General features: G+C 67.5%; 16 protein-coding genes. 2 read left to right on the top strand and 14 right to left on the bottom strand.

From position 1 onward, the window contains the following. Positions 1-6 precede the first annotated feature (6 nt). From FHT98_RS11330 to FHT98_RS11315, 4 genes are read right to left on the bottom strand one after another with little or no spacing between them, the layout of a single operon-like run. A complete protein-coding gene (locus tag FHT98_RS11330; RefSeq protein ID WP_142114088.1) occupies positions 7-1,242 on the bottom strand; it encodes a dihydrolipoamide acetyltransferase family protein in 1,236 nt (411 codons plus the stop codon). Beyond that, positions 1,242-2,264 (bottom strand): alpha-ketoacid dehydrogenase subunit beta, encoded by a 1,023-nt coding sequence (locus FHT98_RS11325; protein WP_142114087.1) that lies wholly within the window; start codon positions 2,262-2,264, stop codon positions 1,242-1,244. Before FHT98_RS11325 ends, FHT98_RS11330 begins: the two co-directional genes overlap by 1 nt. Next, positions 2,254-3,255 (bottom strand): thiamine pyrophosphate-dependent dehydrogenase E1 component subunit alpha, encoded by a 1,002-nt coding sequence (locus tag FHT98_RS11320; protein ID WP_142114086.1) that lies wholly within the window; start codon positions 3,253-3,255, stop codon positions 2,254-2,256. The genes FHT98_RS11325 and FHT98_RS11320 overlap by 11 nt, the downstream gene beginning before the upstream one ends. Beyond that, entirely contained in the window at positions 3,252-4,613 is a 1,362-nt protein-coding gene (locus tag FHT98_RS11315) for an NAD(P)H-dependent oxidoreductase (RefSeq protein WP_142114085.1), read from the bottom strand. Before FHT98_RS11315 ends, FHT98_RS11320 begins: the two co-directional genes overlap by 4 nt. A gap of 114 nt (positions 4,614-4,727) precedes the next feature. Here FHT98_RS11315 and FHT98_RS11310 point away from each other — a divergent pair, with 114 nt between their 5' ends. After that, on the top strand, positions 4,728-5,789 hold the full coding sequence (locus FHT98_RS11310) for a sugar-binding transcriptional regulator (protein WP_113584111.1): 1,062 nt from the start codon (positions 4,728-4,730) through the stop codon (positions 5,787-5,789). After that, on the top strand, positions 5,779-6,135 hold the full coding sequence (locus FHT98_RS11305; protein WP_061965765.1) for a hypothetical protein: 357 nt from the start codon (positions 5,779-5,781) through the stop codon (positions 6,133-6,135). Before FHT98_RS11310 ends, FHT98_RS11305 begins: the two co-directional genes overlap by 11 nt. A 6-nt stretch (positions 6,136-6,141) precedes the next feature. Here the strand turns inward: FHT98_RS11305 and FHT98_RS11300 are convergent, their stop codons facing one another. The 10 genes from FHT98_RS11300 to FHT98_RS11255 form a co-directional block, all read right to left on the bottom strand. After that, positions 6,142-6,663, bottom strand: coding sequence for a hypothetical protein (locus FHT98_RS11300; protein ID WP_142114084.1), 522 nt, complete (start codon positions 6,661-6,663; stop codon positions 6,142-6,144). Between the two features lie 11 nt (positions 6,664-6,674). Beyond that, entirely contained in the window at positions 6,675-7,604 is a 930-nt protein-coding gene (locus FHT98_RS11295) for a nucleoside hydrolase (RefSeq protein ID WP_142114083.1), read from the bottom strand. Between the two features lies 1 nt (position 7,605). Then, complete coding sequence (locus FHT98_RS11290) at positions 7,606-8,370, bottom strand: ATP-binding cassette domain-containing protein (protein WP_142114082.1); 765 nt, start codon at positions 8,368-8,370, stop codon at positions 7,606-7,608. Between the two features lie 135 nt (positions 8,371-8,505). Beyond that, a complete protein-coding gene (locus tag FHT98_RS11285) occupies positions 8,506-9,450 on the bottom strand; it encodes a sugar ABC transporter substrate-binding protein (RefSeq protein WP_142114081.1) in 945 nt (314 codons plus the stop codon). Positions 9,451-9,490: 40 nt separating this feature from the next. Next, positions 9,491-10,447 carry an ABC transporter permease gene (locus FHT98_RS11280; protein ID WP_244512128.1) on the bottom strand — a complete coding sequence of 319 codons (957 nt, stop codon included), beginning with the start codon at positions 10,445-10,447 and terminating at the stop codon, positions 9,491-9,493. 69 nt (positions 10,448-10,516) lie between these two features. Beyond that, positions 10,517-12,034 carry a xylulokinase gene (locus tag FHT98_RS11275; RefSeq protein WP_142114080.1) on the bottom strand — a complete coding sequence of 506 codons (1,518 nt, stop codon included), beginning with the start codon at positions 12,032-12,034 and terminating at the stop codon, positions 10,517-10,519. A gap of 178 nt (positions 12,035-12,212) precedes the next feature. Then, the gene (locus tag FHT98_RS11270; RefSeq protein ID WP_142114079.1) at positions 12,213-13,223 is read right to left on the bottom strand and encodes a Gfo/Idh/MocA family protein; all 1,011 of its coding nucleotides are present in this window, start codon (positions 13,221-13,223) and stop codon (positions 12,213-12,215) included. 13 nt (positions 13,224-13,236) lie between these two features. Further along, positions 13,237-14,253: a Gfo/Idh/MocA family protein gene (locus tag FHT98_RS11265; RefSeq protein WP_142114078.1), complete on the bottom strand. Its 1,017-nt coding sequence runs from the start codon at positions 14,251-14,253 to the stop codon at positions 13,237-13,239. Between the two features lie 2 nt (positions 14,254-14,255). Beyond that, positions 14,256-15,431 (bottom strand): extracellular solute-binding protein, encoded by a 1,176-nt coding sequence (locus FHT98_RS11260; protein WP_142114077.1) that lies wholly within the window; start codon positions 15,429-15,431, stop codon positions 14,256-14,258. A gap of 148 nt (positions 15,432-15,579) precedes the next feature. Beyond that, a complete protein-coding gene (locus FHT98_RS11255) occupies positions 15,580-16,764 on the bottom strand; it encodes an ROK family protein (protein WP_185745130.1) in 1,185 nt (394 codons plus the stop codon). Between the last annotated feature and the right edge of the window lie 27 nt (positions 16,765-16,791).

Raw genomic sequence — 16,791 nt, 5'->3', positions numbered from 1 at the left:
TATCCTTCACAGGAGCAGCTCGGGGTTTTCAAGGGCCTCGCGCAGATCGGCCATGAAACGGGCTGCCGCGACGCCGTCGACGATGCGATGATCCGAGGACAGCGTGAAGTTCGCCATCGGCCGGAGCACGATCTGGCCCTCGCGCCCGACCGGCTTGTCGACGGTGCGGCCGACGGCGAGGATCGCGCCCTGCGGCGGGTTGATGATCGCGGTGAACGAGTCGACGCGGTACATGCCGAGATTGGAGATGGTGAAGGTGCCGCCGCCGAGCTCGGCCGGGGTCAGCGTGCGCTTGGCCATGCTCTCGCGCAGTCTCGCGAACTCGCGGGTCATGGCGGGCATGTCCATGCCGCCGGCATCGCGCAGCACAGGTACGACGAGGTCGCCGTCACGCTCCATGGCGATGCCGATATCGATGCGCTCGTGGAAGCGGGTCGCCTCACCCTCGACGGACGCATTGATCACCGGGTGGTCGCGCAGGATGCGGGCGGCGACGCGGCCGATCAGCACGGTGAGGCTGGGCTTGGGGGCGCCGATGCGCTCGTGACGTCTGGCGAGGCGGCCGAGCAGGTCGCGCGCGGCGCTCATCTCGATCTCGGACGTCAGATAGAAATGCGGGGCCGTGCGCATGCTCTCGGAAAGCCGGTTCGCGACGATCCGACGAATGGCGGAGAAGGGCTGCAGGCGGCCCTCGGAAGCATTCGTGGACACAGATGCTGCTGGACGCGCCTCCTGTGCCGAAGCGCAGCGCGGCCGCTGCTCCAGATGGCGCGTGACATCCGCTTCGCCGATGCGGCCGCGCGGGCCGGTGCCGGTCACGGTCTTGAGGTCGAGCGCGTTCTGGCGGGCGATGCGGCGGGCGAGCGGGGTCGCGCGCAGGCCTGACGAGGTCGGTGCAACCGTAATCACCGGAGCGGCCGGCGCCTCTGCTTTCGAAACGGATGTGGCAGCCGCCACGGTAGCCGCAGCGGCTGCCGGCTCGGACGGTGTGGTGGCGGCCTCACCGTCGAGGTAGATCCACGCAACGGGGGTTCCGACCGAGATCGGCACGCCGGTCTCCGTCTTGATGTTCCGGATCGCGCCGGTGGCGGGGGCCTCGACCTCCATCACGGCCTTGTTGGTGCCGATCTCGAAGATCGTGTCGCCCTGGCGGACAAGGTCGCCTTCCTTGACATGCCAGGCCTCGATCGTGCCCGTCTCCATGTCCATGTCGACCTTGGGAAGGATGACCTCGATGGGCATCAGGCTTCCCCGCGGCGGACGAGATTGCTGGCGGCGGTGACGATGTCGTCCTCCTGCGGGACGGCTGCCTTCTCCAGAACCGGATTGTAGGGGATCGGCGCATCCGCGCCGCCCAACCGGATGATCGGCGCATCCAAGAAATCGAAGACCTCGCTCTCGGCGATCATGGCCGAGATCTCGGCGCCGATGCCCATGGTCTTCACGCCCTCGTAGACGACCAGCAGGCGATGCGTCTTGCGCACGCTCTCGGCGATGGTGGTGAAGTCGATCGGCCGGATCGAGCGCAGGTCGATCACCTCCGCCGAGATGCCGTCCGCAGCGAGACGCTCGGCCGCGGCTTCCGCCTTGCGGGCCATGATCGAGGAGCCGACGATGGTGAGGTCCGTGCCCTCGCGGCGGATCGCAGCCTTGCCGATCGGCACGCGATAGGCCTCGGCCGGGACATGGCCCTTGGTCTTGTAGAGCAGCTTGTGCTCGAAGATCAGGACGGGATTGGGATCGTCGATCGCGGCGAGCAGCAGGCCCTTGGCGTCATGAGGCGTGCTTGGCTGGAGGACTTTCAGGCCCGGTACATGGGCAAACCAGGCTTCCAGGCTCTGGCTGTGCTGCGCCGCGGCACCCGTGCCTGAGCCACCGGGCAGGCGCACCACCATCGGCACGCTCGCCTTGCCGCCGAACATGAAGCGGATTTTTGCCGCCTGGTTGACGAGCTGCTCCATGGCGAGCGTGACGAAATCCGAGAACTGGATCTCCAGCACCGGGCGCATGCCGGTGATCGCGGCGCCGACCGCCGCGCCGGCGATGCCGAGCTCGCTGATCGGGGTATCGATCACGCGGTCCTTGCCGAAGCGGTGGACGAGATCGCCGGAGACGCCGAAGGCGCCGCCATAGACGCCGACATCCTCGCCGAAGAGGAAGACGCGCTCGTCAGCCTCCATCGCCTGACCGAGCGCCTCGCGCACGGCCTCGGCATAGGAGAGCTCGCGGATCTCGCTCACGGCTTCGAGCGTGTCAGAGGGCATAGACGTCACGGGTCAGGTCTTTCGGATCGGGGTCCGGGCAGGCGCGGGCGAATTCCACGGCGGCGTCGATGTCGCGCTGGGCATCCTCTTCCAGCTTCATCAGCGCGGCCGTATCGAAGCGGTCATGCGCCTTGAGCTCGTCCTCCAGCCGCCGGATCGGGTCCTGGTTGCGCCATTCCTCGATCTCTTCCTTGGAGCGGTAGAGATTGCGGTCGCTCTTGGAATGGCCGCGCCAGCGATAGGTCTTGCACTCGATCAGCGAGGGACCTTCGCCGGAACGGGCGCGCGCGATCGCCACTTTCGCGGCAGCCGCGACGCCGGCGAGGTCGTTACCATCCAGGCAGTGGCCGGGCATGCCGTAGGCGCTCGCGCGGTCAGCGACGTTCGCCACCGCCATGGCGCGGCCGATATCCATCGACATGCCGTATTTGTTGTTCTCGCAGACGAAGACGACCGGCAGCTTCCAGATCGAGGCCATGTTGAGCGCCTCGTGGAAGGCGCCCTCGTTCGAGGCGCCGTCGCCGAAGAAGACCATGCAGACCCGGCCGTTCTTCTGCGCCTTGATGCTCATGCCGACCCCGACGGCGATCGGCAGGCCGCCGCCGACGATGCCGTTGGCGCCGAGATTGCCGCCCTCGACATCGGCGATATGCATCGAGCCGCCGCGACCCTTGCAGTAGCCGGTTTCCTTGCCGAAGAATTCGGCGAACATCAGCTTCGGCTCGGCCCCGCGGGCGATGCAGTGGCCATGGCCGCGATGAGTCGAGAGGATGTAGTCATGGGCCTCGAGCGGCAGTGTCGTGCCGACGGCGCTCGCCTCCTGGCCGATCGAGAGATGCATCGTGCCGTGGATCAGGCCGCGCATATAGCTCGCCTCGGCGGCCTCCTCGAACTTGCGGATCAGGTGCATGCGGGTCAGCGCCTGCGCCACCGTCGCGTCGTCGAGCGCGGCGAGTTCCGGCCGCTGGTTCGGCTTCTGGTCAGCGCTCATGAATGGGCTCCGGAGGTCAGCGCGGCGATCATCGCGTCCTGGGCGCGGCGCACCTCGACGATCTTCAGCCGTTCGTCGGGCGTGGCGTCGGCCAGCGTGATGAGTTCGCCCTTGCGGACGGGGCGCGTCATGGTCGCGCCCTGGGCAAGCCCGATCGGCAGCGCCTTGCGGGCCTGCGCGTCGGCGCGGGAGAGTGCGAAGCCGCGATAGCCGTATTCGCCGATGGCATCGAGCGTCTCGCCGACCGCGAGGTCACGCTTGGCAACGCAGCCGACCTCGGAGGTCGGCACCGGCAGCGGGCGCATATGGCTTTGGTTGAAGATCGTGGCGGCGGCGGCCGAAAGCGGCACTTCCAGGCTCGTCAGGTGATAGGGCCGGAAGAAGGAGTAGTACGGGCCGGGGCCGAGATGCAGGTCGCTCATCCGCTCGCGGACGCGGGGATGGCGCATCTCGGCGACCGCGAAGACGCCGGGGGCGACGCCCTTGGCAACGGAGAAGTCGACGACGCCCTTCTGCGAGAGCAGGCCGCCCTCTTCCTTCGGGCAGAAATAATTCTGGAGTTCATCCTTCGGCGCGGCCGGGCCGTGCATGCCGGGGATATCCGGCACGAAGCCGCAGGCATTGGCGATGGCGACCATCTCGACCATCGTCTTCGAGCCGTCGACGAACTCCACGAGCATGCGCGGATTCATGTTCCGGCGCGTGGCTTCCTCGACATAATCGGCCGGCACCGCGTCGATGCGGAACGGATTGTTCTTGCCCTTGCCGGCGGCGACCACCGGATAGCCCATGGCGCGGACGAAATTGATCAGCTCCATCGCGGCAGCGGGCTCGTCGCCGGCGCCAAGCGTGTAAACGACGCCCGCCTTGGCGGCCTCGACCGCGAGATAGGAGCCGATGGTGATGTCGGCCTCGACATTCATCATCACGATATGCTTGCGCGCGGCGATGGCAGTCAGCGCGACGCGCGAGCCGGCTTCGGGATTGCCGGTGGCGTCGATGATGACGTCGACGTTGGGCGAACGGCAGATCAGGTCGAGCGAGGTCGTGGCGGCGATGCGGCCCTTGCGTCTGCTGGCGTCGAGCCCGGCCTCATCGGTGACATTGTCGACCTCGCCCTTGCGCCCGGCGAGCGCGGCGGCCTCCGAAACGCGATCCGGCGCGATATCGGCGACGGCGGCGATCTCGATGCCGGTCATCTGGGAGATCTGGACGACGATATCGGTGCCCATCTGGCCGGCGCCGATCAGGCCGACGCGGACCGGCTTGCCGGCCTTGGCGCGCAATTCGAGGGCCTCGGCCAGGGACAGGCCGACGACGGGCGCGCCCAAAGGCGGCTGCGGCTGGATCGCGGCCATCGTCGATACTCTCCCTAGGACATATGTTCTTATGCAGGAACAAAAGAACATGTCTTTCGTCCTGTCAAGCGCACAGATGTTCGAACGGGTTGCCTTGGACCACGCGATGCGGTGATGCTGTCGCACGTGCTCGCGGTGGCGCGGCAGGGAGCGCTCGTGGAAGACGCATTCGGAGCAGGACAGATCCAGGGCGATGTGCCGGTCGCGGAGGCGAAAGTCCGGGCGGCATGGCTCTACTATGTCGAGGGCCTGACCCAGGAGCAGATCGCCGAGGCGCTGGGCCTGAGCCGGATCAAGGTCATCCGCATGCTGGCGGCGGCGCGCTCCGAAGGGCTGGTCAAGATCAGGATCGATGCGCGCTCGGCCCGGCAGGCGGGGCTGGAGCGCGGGCTCGTCACCGCCTTCGGGCTGAAGGAGGCGGTGGTGGTGCCGGCGGCGCGCGATGCGGCGAGCGTCTCGGCGCTCGTCGGCTATGCCGCGGGCTTGTGGCTCTCCGACAAGCTGACCGACAACATGTCATTGGCCGTTGGCTGGGGGCAGACCCTGCACTTGGCGCTGCGGGGCATGCAGCCGCGTCAGGTCGAGGCGATGTCGGTCGTCTCGCTTCTGGGCGGGCTCACCCATTCGCGCAGCATCAATCCGTCGGCGGTGGCGCGCCGCGTCGCCGACATGTTCGGGGCCGATTGCTTTCAATTGACGGCGCCGGTCTTCGTCTCGAATGCCGAGATCCGCGATGCGCTCTGGCGCGAACCGACCTTGCGGGACCTGCTCGACCGGGCGCGAGCGGCCGATGTCGCGCTGGTCAGCGTCGGCGATCTCGTGCCGGATTCGACGCTGTTCCGTGAAGGGCTCTTGCCGCAATCGGATCTGGCCGGCCTGAAGAAGGCCGGGGCGGTCGGCGATCTCGTCTGCCATTTCATCGATGCCGAGGGCGAATTGGTGGACCATCCCGTGAACCGGCGTATCATGGCGGTGAGCCCGGCCGATCTCAGGGGCATCGGCCTCGTCGCGATCGCGGCCGGCGGCGCCCACAAGGAACATGCGATCCGCGCGGCCTTGCGGGCGAGCGCGGCGAAGGTGCTGATCACGGATGAAGGCGCTGCCGAGGCCCTGCTGGCCGGCGGCGCGAAACAAGCGGCAGAGGGAGCCGAACGGGAGACACGCCATGGCCAATAATTTCGAGCAGTTCGCGCGCAACTCCCTGCAGTTCCGGCCCTCCGACATCCGCCTCATGCTGGAGCGGGTGCATTCCCATGTCGTGAAGCCGCGCATGTCCGCTGAGGAATTGCTGGAGGTCGTGCAGGGCCTCGGTTTCACGACCGTCGAGGCTTTCGGCGACCAGATCGGGCTGGAGCGGCGGACTTCCGAAAGCTGGGCGCGCTACGGGCTGTCGCGCGATGCGGCGCAGTTGCTGCTGGCGCTGTTGAACTATCGCCAGCGCCTGCTCGACGCGATGGACGATTTCGAGAAGACGACCCAAATCCCGCTGGACGGGTTCTTCGAGAACCAGCAGCTGCCGTAAGCCGCGTCAGCGGCAAAAATCGGCGCAGCCGGCTTCCCAAAATGCTTTGCCGGATTCAAGCGCCGGCACGGAGGGGCGCGGCTTGCGGCCGGGCAGGTCGGCCGGGACCGGCTTCACCTGTTCCCACCAGCCATGGGCGCATTGCGAGCGGAAGGCCATCTGGTCGGAGATCGAGGTGCTCTCCTGCTCCAGAACCTTGTCGAGCGCTGCGCAGGTTTCGCGCAGGCGCGTGTCATGGGCATCGCTCGGATCATTGGCATAGTCATGGAAGGCCTCGGTGAAGGCCTCCATCTCGCGGGCGATATGCGGCCAGTCGCTGCGGCCGAGATTCCAGGCATCCATCCATTCGCGCACGACCGTTTCGACGGCTTCGGCCTTCGGCTTGTCCTTGACCTTGCGGGCCGTGGTCAGCATGTGGCGCATCAGTTCGGCGCGGGCATGGGCATGGCGGGCGCGCAGGGCCGCCTCCTGCATCTGCGCGATGGCTTCCGCCGCTTCCTGCTGCAGCGCTTCGACGAAATGCGGCATGGTCCGGTCTCTCAAGGCAGCGTGGCGAGGCGTTCGATCATCCGCTCGAACAGGTCATGGGCCTTCACGGCCGAGACGACATGGGCGTTTGGCTCGCGCTTGAGGCGGCCGTTCCAGTCGATCGTGGTGCGACCGCGCAAGGGGCCGTCGCCGGTCTCGACCGTGACGAAGCAGTCGCGCCCGTCGAACAGTTCCGGCCAGAGCAGGTAGGCGATGACGCAGGGGTCGTGCATCGGGTGGCCGTTCGAGCCGAGCCCGCCGGGGCGCGGGCGGGTCAGCATGCGGTGAACGGCCTTGCCTGTGGCGTTGCCGAGCGCGCCGATGCGGGCGATCTGTTCATGCTTGGCGATGGCCTGGAGCGTGACGCCGAGGCCGAACATCACGATCGGCCGGCCGCAGTCGAACACGACCGCAGCCGCATGCGGGTCGACATAGGTGTTGAACTCGGCGGCGGGCGTGATGTTGCCGAGGCCGATAGCTCCGCCCATCAGCACGATGCGCCTGACTTTCGGCAGGATATCGGGCGCCAGCCGGAAGGCCAGCGCCAGATTGGTCAGCGGCCCGAGCGGGCAAAGCGTGATGCCAGCGTCAGGAGCGGCGCGGCAGATGTCGATGATCGCCTGTACGGCATGGCCGGGCGCGGCGTCGCTCTTTGGCTGAGGCAGGTCGGCGCCCTCCAGCCCGTCCGGGCCGCAGACGAACTCAGCGGTTTCCAGCGCGAAGACCAGCGGGCCCTCGGCGCCACGATAGACGGGGATATCGCCCCGGCCGGCGAGATCGCAGATGCGCAGGGCATTCGCGGTGGTCTGCGCGACCGGGACATTGCCGGCGACGGTGGTGATTGCCTTGAGATCGACCCGCCCGCTGCTGGCGAAGGCGAGCAAGAGGGCGACGGCGTCGTCCTGGCCGGGATCGGTGTCGATAATGATGGCTTCGCGCATCTCAGGCCGCCTTGGCGTTACCGGCCATGATCATGTGGGCGATGTCGTCGGCAGTGAGATCGCCGAGCGGCCGGTCGACATATTTGCGGCCGGCGCCCATGATGACGACGCGGTCGGCCAGCGCGACCACGTCGCGCATGTTGTGGCTGATCAGGATGACGGTGCGCCCGTCGGCCTTGAGCTTGCGGATGAGGTCTAGGACGAGCGCACTTTCCTTGACGCCGAGCGCGGCGGTGGGTTCGTCCATGATGATGATCTCGGCGTTCCAGCGCAGCGCGCGGGAGATCGCGACCGCCTGGCGCTGGCCGCCCGAAAGCCGCTCGACCGGCCGGGTCATATCGGTGACAGCGGCGGAGAGCTGCGCGAGATAGCGCTGCGATTCCGCGATCATCCGCTTCTTGTCGAGAATGCGCAGGAAGGGCAGCAGGACCGGTTTGGTCAATTCCGAGCCCATGAAGACGTTCTGGGCGATGGAGAGGCGTGGCGCCAGCGCGAGGTCCTGGTAGATCGTCGCGACGCCGTTCTCCAGCGCGTCATGCGGCGAGGCGAAGCTGACCGGCCTGCCGCGCAGGCTGATCGTGCCGCTCGTCGCCTCCTCGGCGCCGGAGATCACCTTGATCAGGCTCGACTTGCCGGCGCCGTTGTCGCCGCAGAGCGCCACGACCTCGCCCTTGAAGATGTCGAGATCGACATCGCGGACGGCGACGACCGGGCCATAGGCCTTGCCGATGCCGCGCAGCGAGAGGAGGGGGGTGGGGTGGGTCATGGGTTATCCAGGCGATTGCAAAGCGATTTGCCGTCATTCTCGGGCGAAGCGTAGCGAAGACCCGGGAATCTCATAACCAGAAGACACTGGTTTCCGAGATACTCGGGTCGAGCCCGAGCATGACGGCCTGCACGCTCACTTCTTCAGAAACTGCTGGACGTTGTTCTTGTCGACCAGCACGGCTTCCGTGAAGAGATAGGGACCCGAGGTGATGCTCTCCTTCGGCTTCTTCTCGACGACGATCGCCTGGATCGCATCGACCGCCTGCTTGCCCATCTCGTCGAACGGAACGGCCACGGTCGCCATGAAGGTCGAGTTCGGATCGGCGATGCGCTCGTAGCTTTCCTGGCCGCCATCGACCGAGACGAGCGGGATTTGGCCCTTCTTCACCCCTTGAGCCTGCAGCAGGTCGTCGATGATGTAGGCTTGGCCGTCGAAGGAGGCCCAGATGCCGTTGATCTTGCCCTGGTTCTGCAGCAACAGCGCCTGCATGCCGGCGCGGACATCGTCGCGCCAGCTCTGGGTGCGGGCCATCGAGAACTTGCCGAGCTCCTTCACCGCCTGGTTCTCGGCGAGCACGGCGTCGAGCAGACGCCCGCGGATGCGCGAGGCGACGTTGAGATCGAAGCGGGCCGAGACGATATTACCCTGGTAGCCGAGCTGGCCGAGCAGGTAGAGCGCGGCATCGGCACCGACCTTGTACTCGTTGGTCTGGATGTCGAAGAGCGCATGCGGGCTTGAGCCCGACTGCACGGTGATGACCGGGATCTTGGCGTCCTTCGCCGCTTTGAACTGGGCATCGGCCTCGACCGGCTTGCCCATAGCGATGATGATGGCGTCGACCTTCTTGGCGATCAGCGCGTCGAACTGCTCGGCATGCTTCGGCAGCGCGCCTTCCGAGTTCAGCAGCGTGACGTTCCAGCCCCTGGCCTTGGCGGCGGCGGCAGCCGCATTGGCGACGCGGGCATGCGTTTCCGAGGTGAACTGGAAGCCGATGATGCCGAGCTCGAAGGCGCTCGCGGACTGGCCGAGCGCGACGAGCGCCGCGGCGGCGACCAGCAATTTCCTGAAACCGAACATCAAACCCACTCCCCTCATTCCGATCGTTGTTGTCGCCGCATCAAACCTTGAACGCCGCCTTCTTCATCGCGCTGGCCGAGAAGGCGACCGAGCCGATGATGATCGCACCGAGCACGATGTCCTGGATGTAATAGGGCGCGCCCATCAGCACCAAGCCGTTGCCGAGCACCTTGAGCACCAGCGCCGCAAAGACCGTGCCGGGGATGTTGGGCTTGCCGGGCTCGAACATGGTCATGCCGAGCAGCACGGCGGCGATGGCGTAGAGCAGGTAGTCGCCCGCCATGTTCGGCGCGGCCGAGGACAGGTTGGCGGCGAGCAGCATGGCCATCAGGCCGGCAAAGACACCAGACAACAGCAGGCCGATACGCTTCATCCGGGCGGTGGCGATGCCGGCGAGCCGTGCGGCCTCGTCCGCCTCGCCGGTCGCGACCATATGCGCGCCGGTCCGCGTCCATTTGACGAGGCCGTAAGCGAAGAGCGTCGCTCCCGCCATCCAGAGCACGAGATTGGGAATGCCGAACGAGTAGCCGCGGGCGAGCCCGGTGAAGCCGACCGGCCAGCGCCCGACGAAGGCGACGCCTTGCGTGATCATGAAGGCGAAGCCCTTGGCGATCGCGGCGGTGCCGAGCGTCATGATCAGCGAGGGGATGCGCAGCACGGTAACGCCGTAGCCATTGAGCGAACCCAGCACGATGCCGACGCCAATTGCGGCGCTCACCGCGACAGCCGGCGGATATTGCGCATGGACCAGCCAGCCGCAGACGACCGCCGCGAGGCTCGCCATTTCCGCGACGGAGAGATCGAGTTCGGCCACGGTGAAGGCCAGCGCGAAGCCAAGCGCGAGGATGGCGAGGAAGCTCGTATCCTTCAGCACGTTGATGATGTTCATCGTGCTGGCGAAGTTCGGCGCGAAGATCAGGAAGAACAGGATCAGCGCGAGGCCGGCGAGCGCCGTGCCATAGCGTCCGATCAATTCGCGCGGGTCGATGCGGCCCAAGCTCAGCTTCCCTTCTTCGCGATCATTCGCGCCGGCGCCCGGCTTCGAATCGCCAGCATGAAGCGTCCTTTACGTGGCGCTTGCCGCGTTGGCGAGGCCGGGCAGCGCGGCCGTGTTCTGCGCCAGCGCTACGAGATCGGCCGAGATCGGGGCCAGCGCCGCTTCGCTCTGCCGATAGAGCGCATAGAGCGCGTTATAGGCCGGGCGGCGGGCCGGGTCGGGCGCATAGCAGCGGGCGATGGTCACGAGGGCATCCTGCGCGGCCTCCAGCGAGGCGAAGCGGCCGAGGCCGGTCCAGGCGATGATCGCCGCACCGAGCAGGCCAGGCTCTCTCGCCGTGCCGACCGCAATCGGGCGGCCGCAGATATCGGCCTTGACCTGCGCCCAGACCGGATTGGCGGCCGCGCCGCCGCCGAAGCGGATCTCGTCGACGCGGGTGCCGAGTGCACCTTCGGCCCGTTCCAGCACGAGCCGGTTCAGGCAGGCGACGCCTTCGAGCACGGCATAGGCGAGGTCGGTCGGGCCGTGCCGGCGGCCAAGCCCGATGAAAGCGCCGCGCAGGTTCGGGTCCCAGTAAGGCACGCGCTCGCCCTGCAGATAGGGCAGGAAGATGAGCGGCTGCGAGTGGCGCGGACCTGCGAGAAGGCGCTCGATGGTCTCGCCGACAGGGCCTTGCCCACCGAGCAGGCCGGCGAGCCAGGCGGCGGTGTCGGCGCCGTTCTGGCTCGGGCCGCCGAGATGCCAGAGGCCACGCCAGTCGACGGAGATGAGCCCCTCGGCCTCCGCCTGATCGGGACCGAGCACGCCGAGCACTTCGGTGGTGCCGGAGATATTGTAGGCATAGCCCGGCCGCAAGGCGCCGAGCCCTGCGACAGCCGCCCAGGTATCGTTGCAGCCGCAGAAGACCGGGATGCCGACGAGGCGGTCGAAGGGGGCGGGCAGGCCGGCACAAATGGAGCCGACGATATCGATGGGTTCGAGGATCGCCGGAATGACGCTTGGCGAGAGACCCACTGCTTCAAATGCCGAGTGGCCATCGACGCTTTCAGTGCAAGCGATCAACCGCGCCAGCGAAACCGGGTCGCTCGCCTTCTGGCCGGTCAGTCGGAAATTCAGGTAGTCCTTGGGTTCCAGCACGCTGGCGAGCGCGCGGGCGTGCTCAGGCTCGTTCTCGATCAGCCAGGCGAGGCGCGCGAGCGGGTGAAAGGCGTTGATCCGTCCGGCTTCAGGATGATCGGGCAGCCTCTCGCGCAGGCGAGCGGCGATGTGGTCGGAGCGCGCGTCCTTCCAGGTCATGGCCGGGCGCAATTCCTGCCCTTGATGGCCGAGGAAGACCTGCGTCCGGGTCACGCCGCAAATCGCGATGCCCTGGACGCTTGCGAACAGATCTGGTGCTTGTTCGGCGAGCTTGGCGGCAGCCTCGAGCAACTGTGCCCACCAGGCCGTAGCCCAGACCTCCGAGTGGTCGAGATGGTCGTTCAAAGCGGGGCCGGGAACGGCATGGTCCGCTCTCGTCACACCATGCTCATCGATCAGCGCGGCGCGAAAGCTGCTGCCGCCGAGATCGCAGGCGAGGACGACATTCATCGGGGGCATCTGGACAGCAACATAGGCGTCATTCCGGACAAGCCGCGAAGCGGCGCCGATCCGGAATCCATCATGGGGCTCCGCGCTCTACGATGGATTCCGGGTCAAGCCCGGAATGACGGCGTTTCATCACCGGCAAGACACCCCAAATCATCGGGAAGTCAAGAAACCGATGGGGTCAGGCACTGCGCCTGGCGGTCTTCAGGATGTCGTCGACCAGGCGCTGTGAAGCGAGCGCTTCCTCGCCGGTGACGACGGGGTCGCGGCCCTGTTCGATCGCATCGAGGAAATCGGCGATGACGGCGCGGTGCGCGTCATGGGGGAAATCCATGATGTTGGCGCCGCTGCCGGTCGAGCCCTCGGCCTCGACGATCTCCTCGCGCCCGTCGAGAAAAGCGAGGCGCAGGCGCCCGCCGATGAGGGCGGCAAAACCCTTGGTGCCGGTGATCTCGATGCGCTCGGGATAGCCCGGATAGGCGGCCGTGGTCGTCACCAGCGTGGCGGGGGCGCCGTTGCCGGTCTCCAGCAGTGCGGAGACGTAATCCTCGGTCTCCATGCGGTGGAGGGCGGTCGTGCGGGCCTGCGCCGCGACCACTTTCGATACGCCGACAAGCGAGCGGAACAGGTCGAGCGAGTGGATCGCCTGGGTCAGCAGCACGCCGCCGCCGTCACGGCCGAGCGTGCCGCGGCCGGGCTCGTCATAGTAGCTCTGTGGGCGCCACCAGGGCACGGAGAGGAAGGCGGCTTCGATCGTGCCGAGCTCGCCCGATTGCAGGGCGGCCTTCAGGCGCAGGCTGGCCGGGCGGAAGCGGTGCTGGAGGGTCACGCCGAAGGTCCTGCCCGTCCGGCGGGCGGTGTCGACGAGGCGCTGGCCGCGTTCGCTGGTCAGCTCCAGCGGCTTCTCGACGAGAACATGTTTGCCGGCTTCGAGGCAGAGCGCGGAGACGTCGAGATGGCTCGACGGGGGTGTCAGCACGATGCAGGCATCGACCGCCGGGTCGGCCAGCACGGCGTCGAGATCGGTCGTGGTCGGGAACGGGAATTGCCCGGCATAGGCCTTGGCTCGATCGGGCGTACGGCTCACGGCCCAGCGCGTGTCGGCGCGATCAGCGAGGTCGAGCAGGCTTTTCGAATGCGGCAGGGAGGCAGGGCCGAGCCCGATCACGGCGATGCCGAGCTTGCGTGTCATGTCAGGTGCTTCCTCAATCGCGGGGCTTCGCCGGCAGCCATACCGCCTTGGCCTGCGCCTCCAGCGCGAGCCGGCAGACGGTGAAGACGTGGCGCTGGCTCATCGCGGTTTCGCTGCGCGCGCCGATATCGGCAATCAGGTTGTGGAAGTAGGTCAGCGGTTCGCTGGAGGCGTCGATATGGCGGGTGCCGGCCTTGTCGACGAGGAAGACATGGTCGGTGCCCGGGCGGCCGGCGATGTCGACATATTTGCGCAGCTCGATCGTGCCTTCGCTGCCGAGGATGGTGAGGCGGCCGTCGCCCCAGGTCGGCAGGCCGTCGGCCGTGAACCAGTCGACGCGGATATAGCCGCCGGCCCGGTCGCTGCGCAGCAGGACTTCGCCGAAATCCTCGAAATCGGGCAGGTCGGGCACGCCGAAATGGCCGGTGCCGGAAGCAACGATCTCCGCATCGTCCGAGCCGGTGAAATGCAGGAACTGATCGATCTGGTGCGAGGCGATGTCGGTGAGGATGCCGCCATAATGGCGCTTGTCGAAGAACCAGCCCGGCCGGATCGCGCGGTTGAGCCGGTGCGGGCCCATGCCGAGCGTCTGCACGACGCGGCCGATCGCGCCGTCCGCGATCAATTTGCCGGCGATGAGCGTGGCTGGAACGGTGAAGCGCTCGGAGAAGCAGATCGAGAAGATGCGGCCGGTCTCCGCGACCGCCTGCTCGACGGCGGCGAGTTGGTCGAAATCGGTGACGCCGGGCTTGTCGACCATCACGTCCTTGCCGGCCCGCATGGCGCGGACGGCCAGCGCGGCGCGCTCCGCCGGGATGCCGGCGCAGACGATCAGGTCGATCGACGGGTCGTCGATCAGCCGGGCGGCCGTGCTCTCGGGCAGGTCGGGGAAGCGCTCGCGGAAGCCTGTGAGGACGCGCTCGTCGCTGGTCGCGGGATCGAAGCCGACGCAGGTCGCGCCGGCTTCGAGGAGACCACCGACCATATGGTAGATATGGCGGTGGTCGAGGCCGATGGCGGCGAACTTCATCGCTATTGCGGCGCGCCGTGGCCGACGCCGACCTCCTGGTCCCAGCGCCGGAAGGCGGCGACGAGACGCTCGGGCGTCAAGGGCGGGCGGGTCGGCAGGCTGGTGATCAGCCCGTCATATTCCGTCCGGCCGTACTCGGCGAGGATATCGCGGCTCTCCTGCGGCGCCATGGCGAGCGTCACGCCCTTGACCGCCGGACCGGGGTAGAAATAGCCCTTGTCGTAGGTCACGGCCTGCGCTTCCGGCTTGAGCATGTAGGCCATGAGCGCGACCAGCGCCGGCATCTTGTCGGCCGGGACGCCCTTGGGGATGCACATGAACTGGGTGTCGGGAATCCAGTGCGTGTTGGCGAGGACGAAGACCTTCGCCTCCTTCGGCACGATGCCGAGCACGCGCGGGTTGATGTCCCAGCCCAGTGTCGAGACGATGACGTCGCGGGTGCCTTCGCCCAGCTCCTTCATCGTCGCGGCGGTGCCGCCCGGATAGTAGTCGATGCCGGTGCCGAGCTCCTTGAGATAGGCCCAGCTCTTGTCCCAGCCCTTGATCGGGTCGGTCGGGTCAGCATCGCCGAGGATGTAGGGCAGGCCCATGAGCCAGGTCCAGCCGGGGCCGGAATTGATGGGGCGGGCATAGGTGAATCGCTTCGGGTTCTGCTTGACATAGGCAAGCAGCTCTTCCGCCGTCTTCGGCACGGTCTTGAGGCGATCGGGCGCGTATTCGAAGAGCGGGCCGGAGGGCGAATAGACGACGGCGACGCCCTCGTTCTGGCCGAAATTGCGCTGCATCATCAGCGCTTGCTCGTGATAGACCTCCTCGGGCTTCGGCAGGTCCTTGGCATGGGACTTCCAGACATCAACCCAGAGCCCCTGCTGGATGCCGTCGGACATGGCGCCGGGGCCGGTGAGCACGAGGTCGATATCGACCCGGTTGGCAGCCTGCTGCGCCTTGAGCTTCGCCGGCAGTTCCGGAGAGGGCGCGCGCGAGAAATTCAGGCGCGAGATCAGCTTCGGATTGTCCTTGCCGAATTTCTCGATGGCCGCCTGCGTGAGCTGAAGATTGCCGGCGACATCGATGATGTTGAGCGAGACGGGCGCGCTCTGCGCCAGTGCTCCGCCGGCTTTCAGCGCAGCGAGGCCGGCAGCTCCGGCCATGACGGTGCGGCGTGTCGGATGGTTCATGATCTCTCCCTGGGTTGCGGCTCTCTTTTGCGATGCCATCAGCGGCATCCGGAGCATTTGACTGGGATACTAGTGCACCACTTTGGGGGGCGCCAGCGGATTCGGCGGCATGGCTGGCACCGCGCCGGGACATGGCGAAGCGGGTCGATCAGGCCTGTTCGAGCAGCAGCGCCTCGGCCGCGCGGCTGAGCAGGGGGGCGGCGGCGCCGTGGATCTCGTAGAGATGGCTGGCGGGCACGCCGGCGAGATCGGGCACGGCGAAGCCGTCCATTGTACCCTCTGCCCGGAACAGGGTGTTGAACCGGGCCCAGAGCTGCGGGTTGGCGGAGAAGGGGCCGCTGACCGCGATCCGGGCCGGGAAGAGCAGGCGGCAGGCATTGGCGAGCGCGCGGGCGAGCAGCGCTGCCGCCATCTCCAGTTCGGGCAGGGCCAGCAGGTCGAGCCCGGCGAGCTGGCGGGCGAGACGCACCTCGTCCTGGTCGAGATCGGGCCAATGCCGGCGCAGCGCCGGCAGCAGCGACCAGAGCGCGGCGCCGGTTTCGAGGCAGGCGGTGTTGCCGCAGCCGCAGCGGCGCTGCCCCAGAGCGGCGAGGCGCCAATGGCCGATCTCGCCGAAGGAGCCGGTCGGTGCGAAGGGCTCGCCGTCGACCGCGTAGGCGAGACCGACGCCCCAACCCCAGTGCAGCAGGATCGTCCCGCCCGCGAAATTCTCGGGCTCGCGGGCGGCGCGGGCGCGCAGTTCGGCATCGAGATTGCGGCAGATCGTGACCGGGCCAGCCACGGGTTCGAGCACCGCGGCGATGTCGAGCCCGCGCATGCGCGGCCAGCGCGAAGCCAAGAGCCATTGCCCCTGCTTCAGGTCGATCAGGCCGGAGAGCGAGACGGCGGTGCCGGCATGGCTCATGCCCGGCGGCATCGCGTCGAGGAGGTCCCTTGCCAGCCTGGCCATGGCCTCGGCGATGGCGGCGTTGTCGGCATCGGCGGCGATGGGGCGGCGGCGCTCGGCGACGAGATGGCCGTTGAGATCGACCAGCGCGCCCGACAGCGACTGGCTGGAGACATAGATCACGGAGGCGCCGATGCGGCGGGTATGGGCGACGAGGATCGCCGGTGGCCGCCCGCGCCCGCTCGTCTCGCCGGTGGCCTCGATGACGAGGCGGCGCGCGATGAGATCTCCGACAACGCGCGAGACGCTGGTCGAGCGCAATTGCAGGATACGTCCGATATCGGCGCGGGAATGGGCCTCGCCATTGAGGATCAGCCGGTAGATCCGGGCGCAATCCCGGTCATGGGCGAGCGCGAGGCGGGTTTCGTCGAGCGTCAGCAGGGACAAGGCGGGCTCTATTCGGAACGGTTGCGT

Origin of the sequence: Allobosea sp. AK1, assembly GCF_006714945.1 — a bacterium.
GTDB lineage: Bacteria > Pseudomonadota > Alphaproteobacteria > Rhizobiales > Beijerinckiaceae > Allobosea > Allobosea robiniae.
Note: the sequence above shows the minus strand (reverse complement) of the source record. Positions and strands in the feature narration are given on the sequence as shown.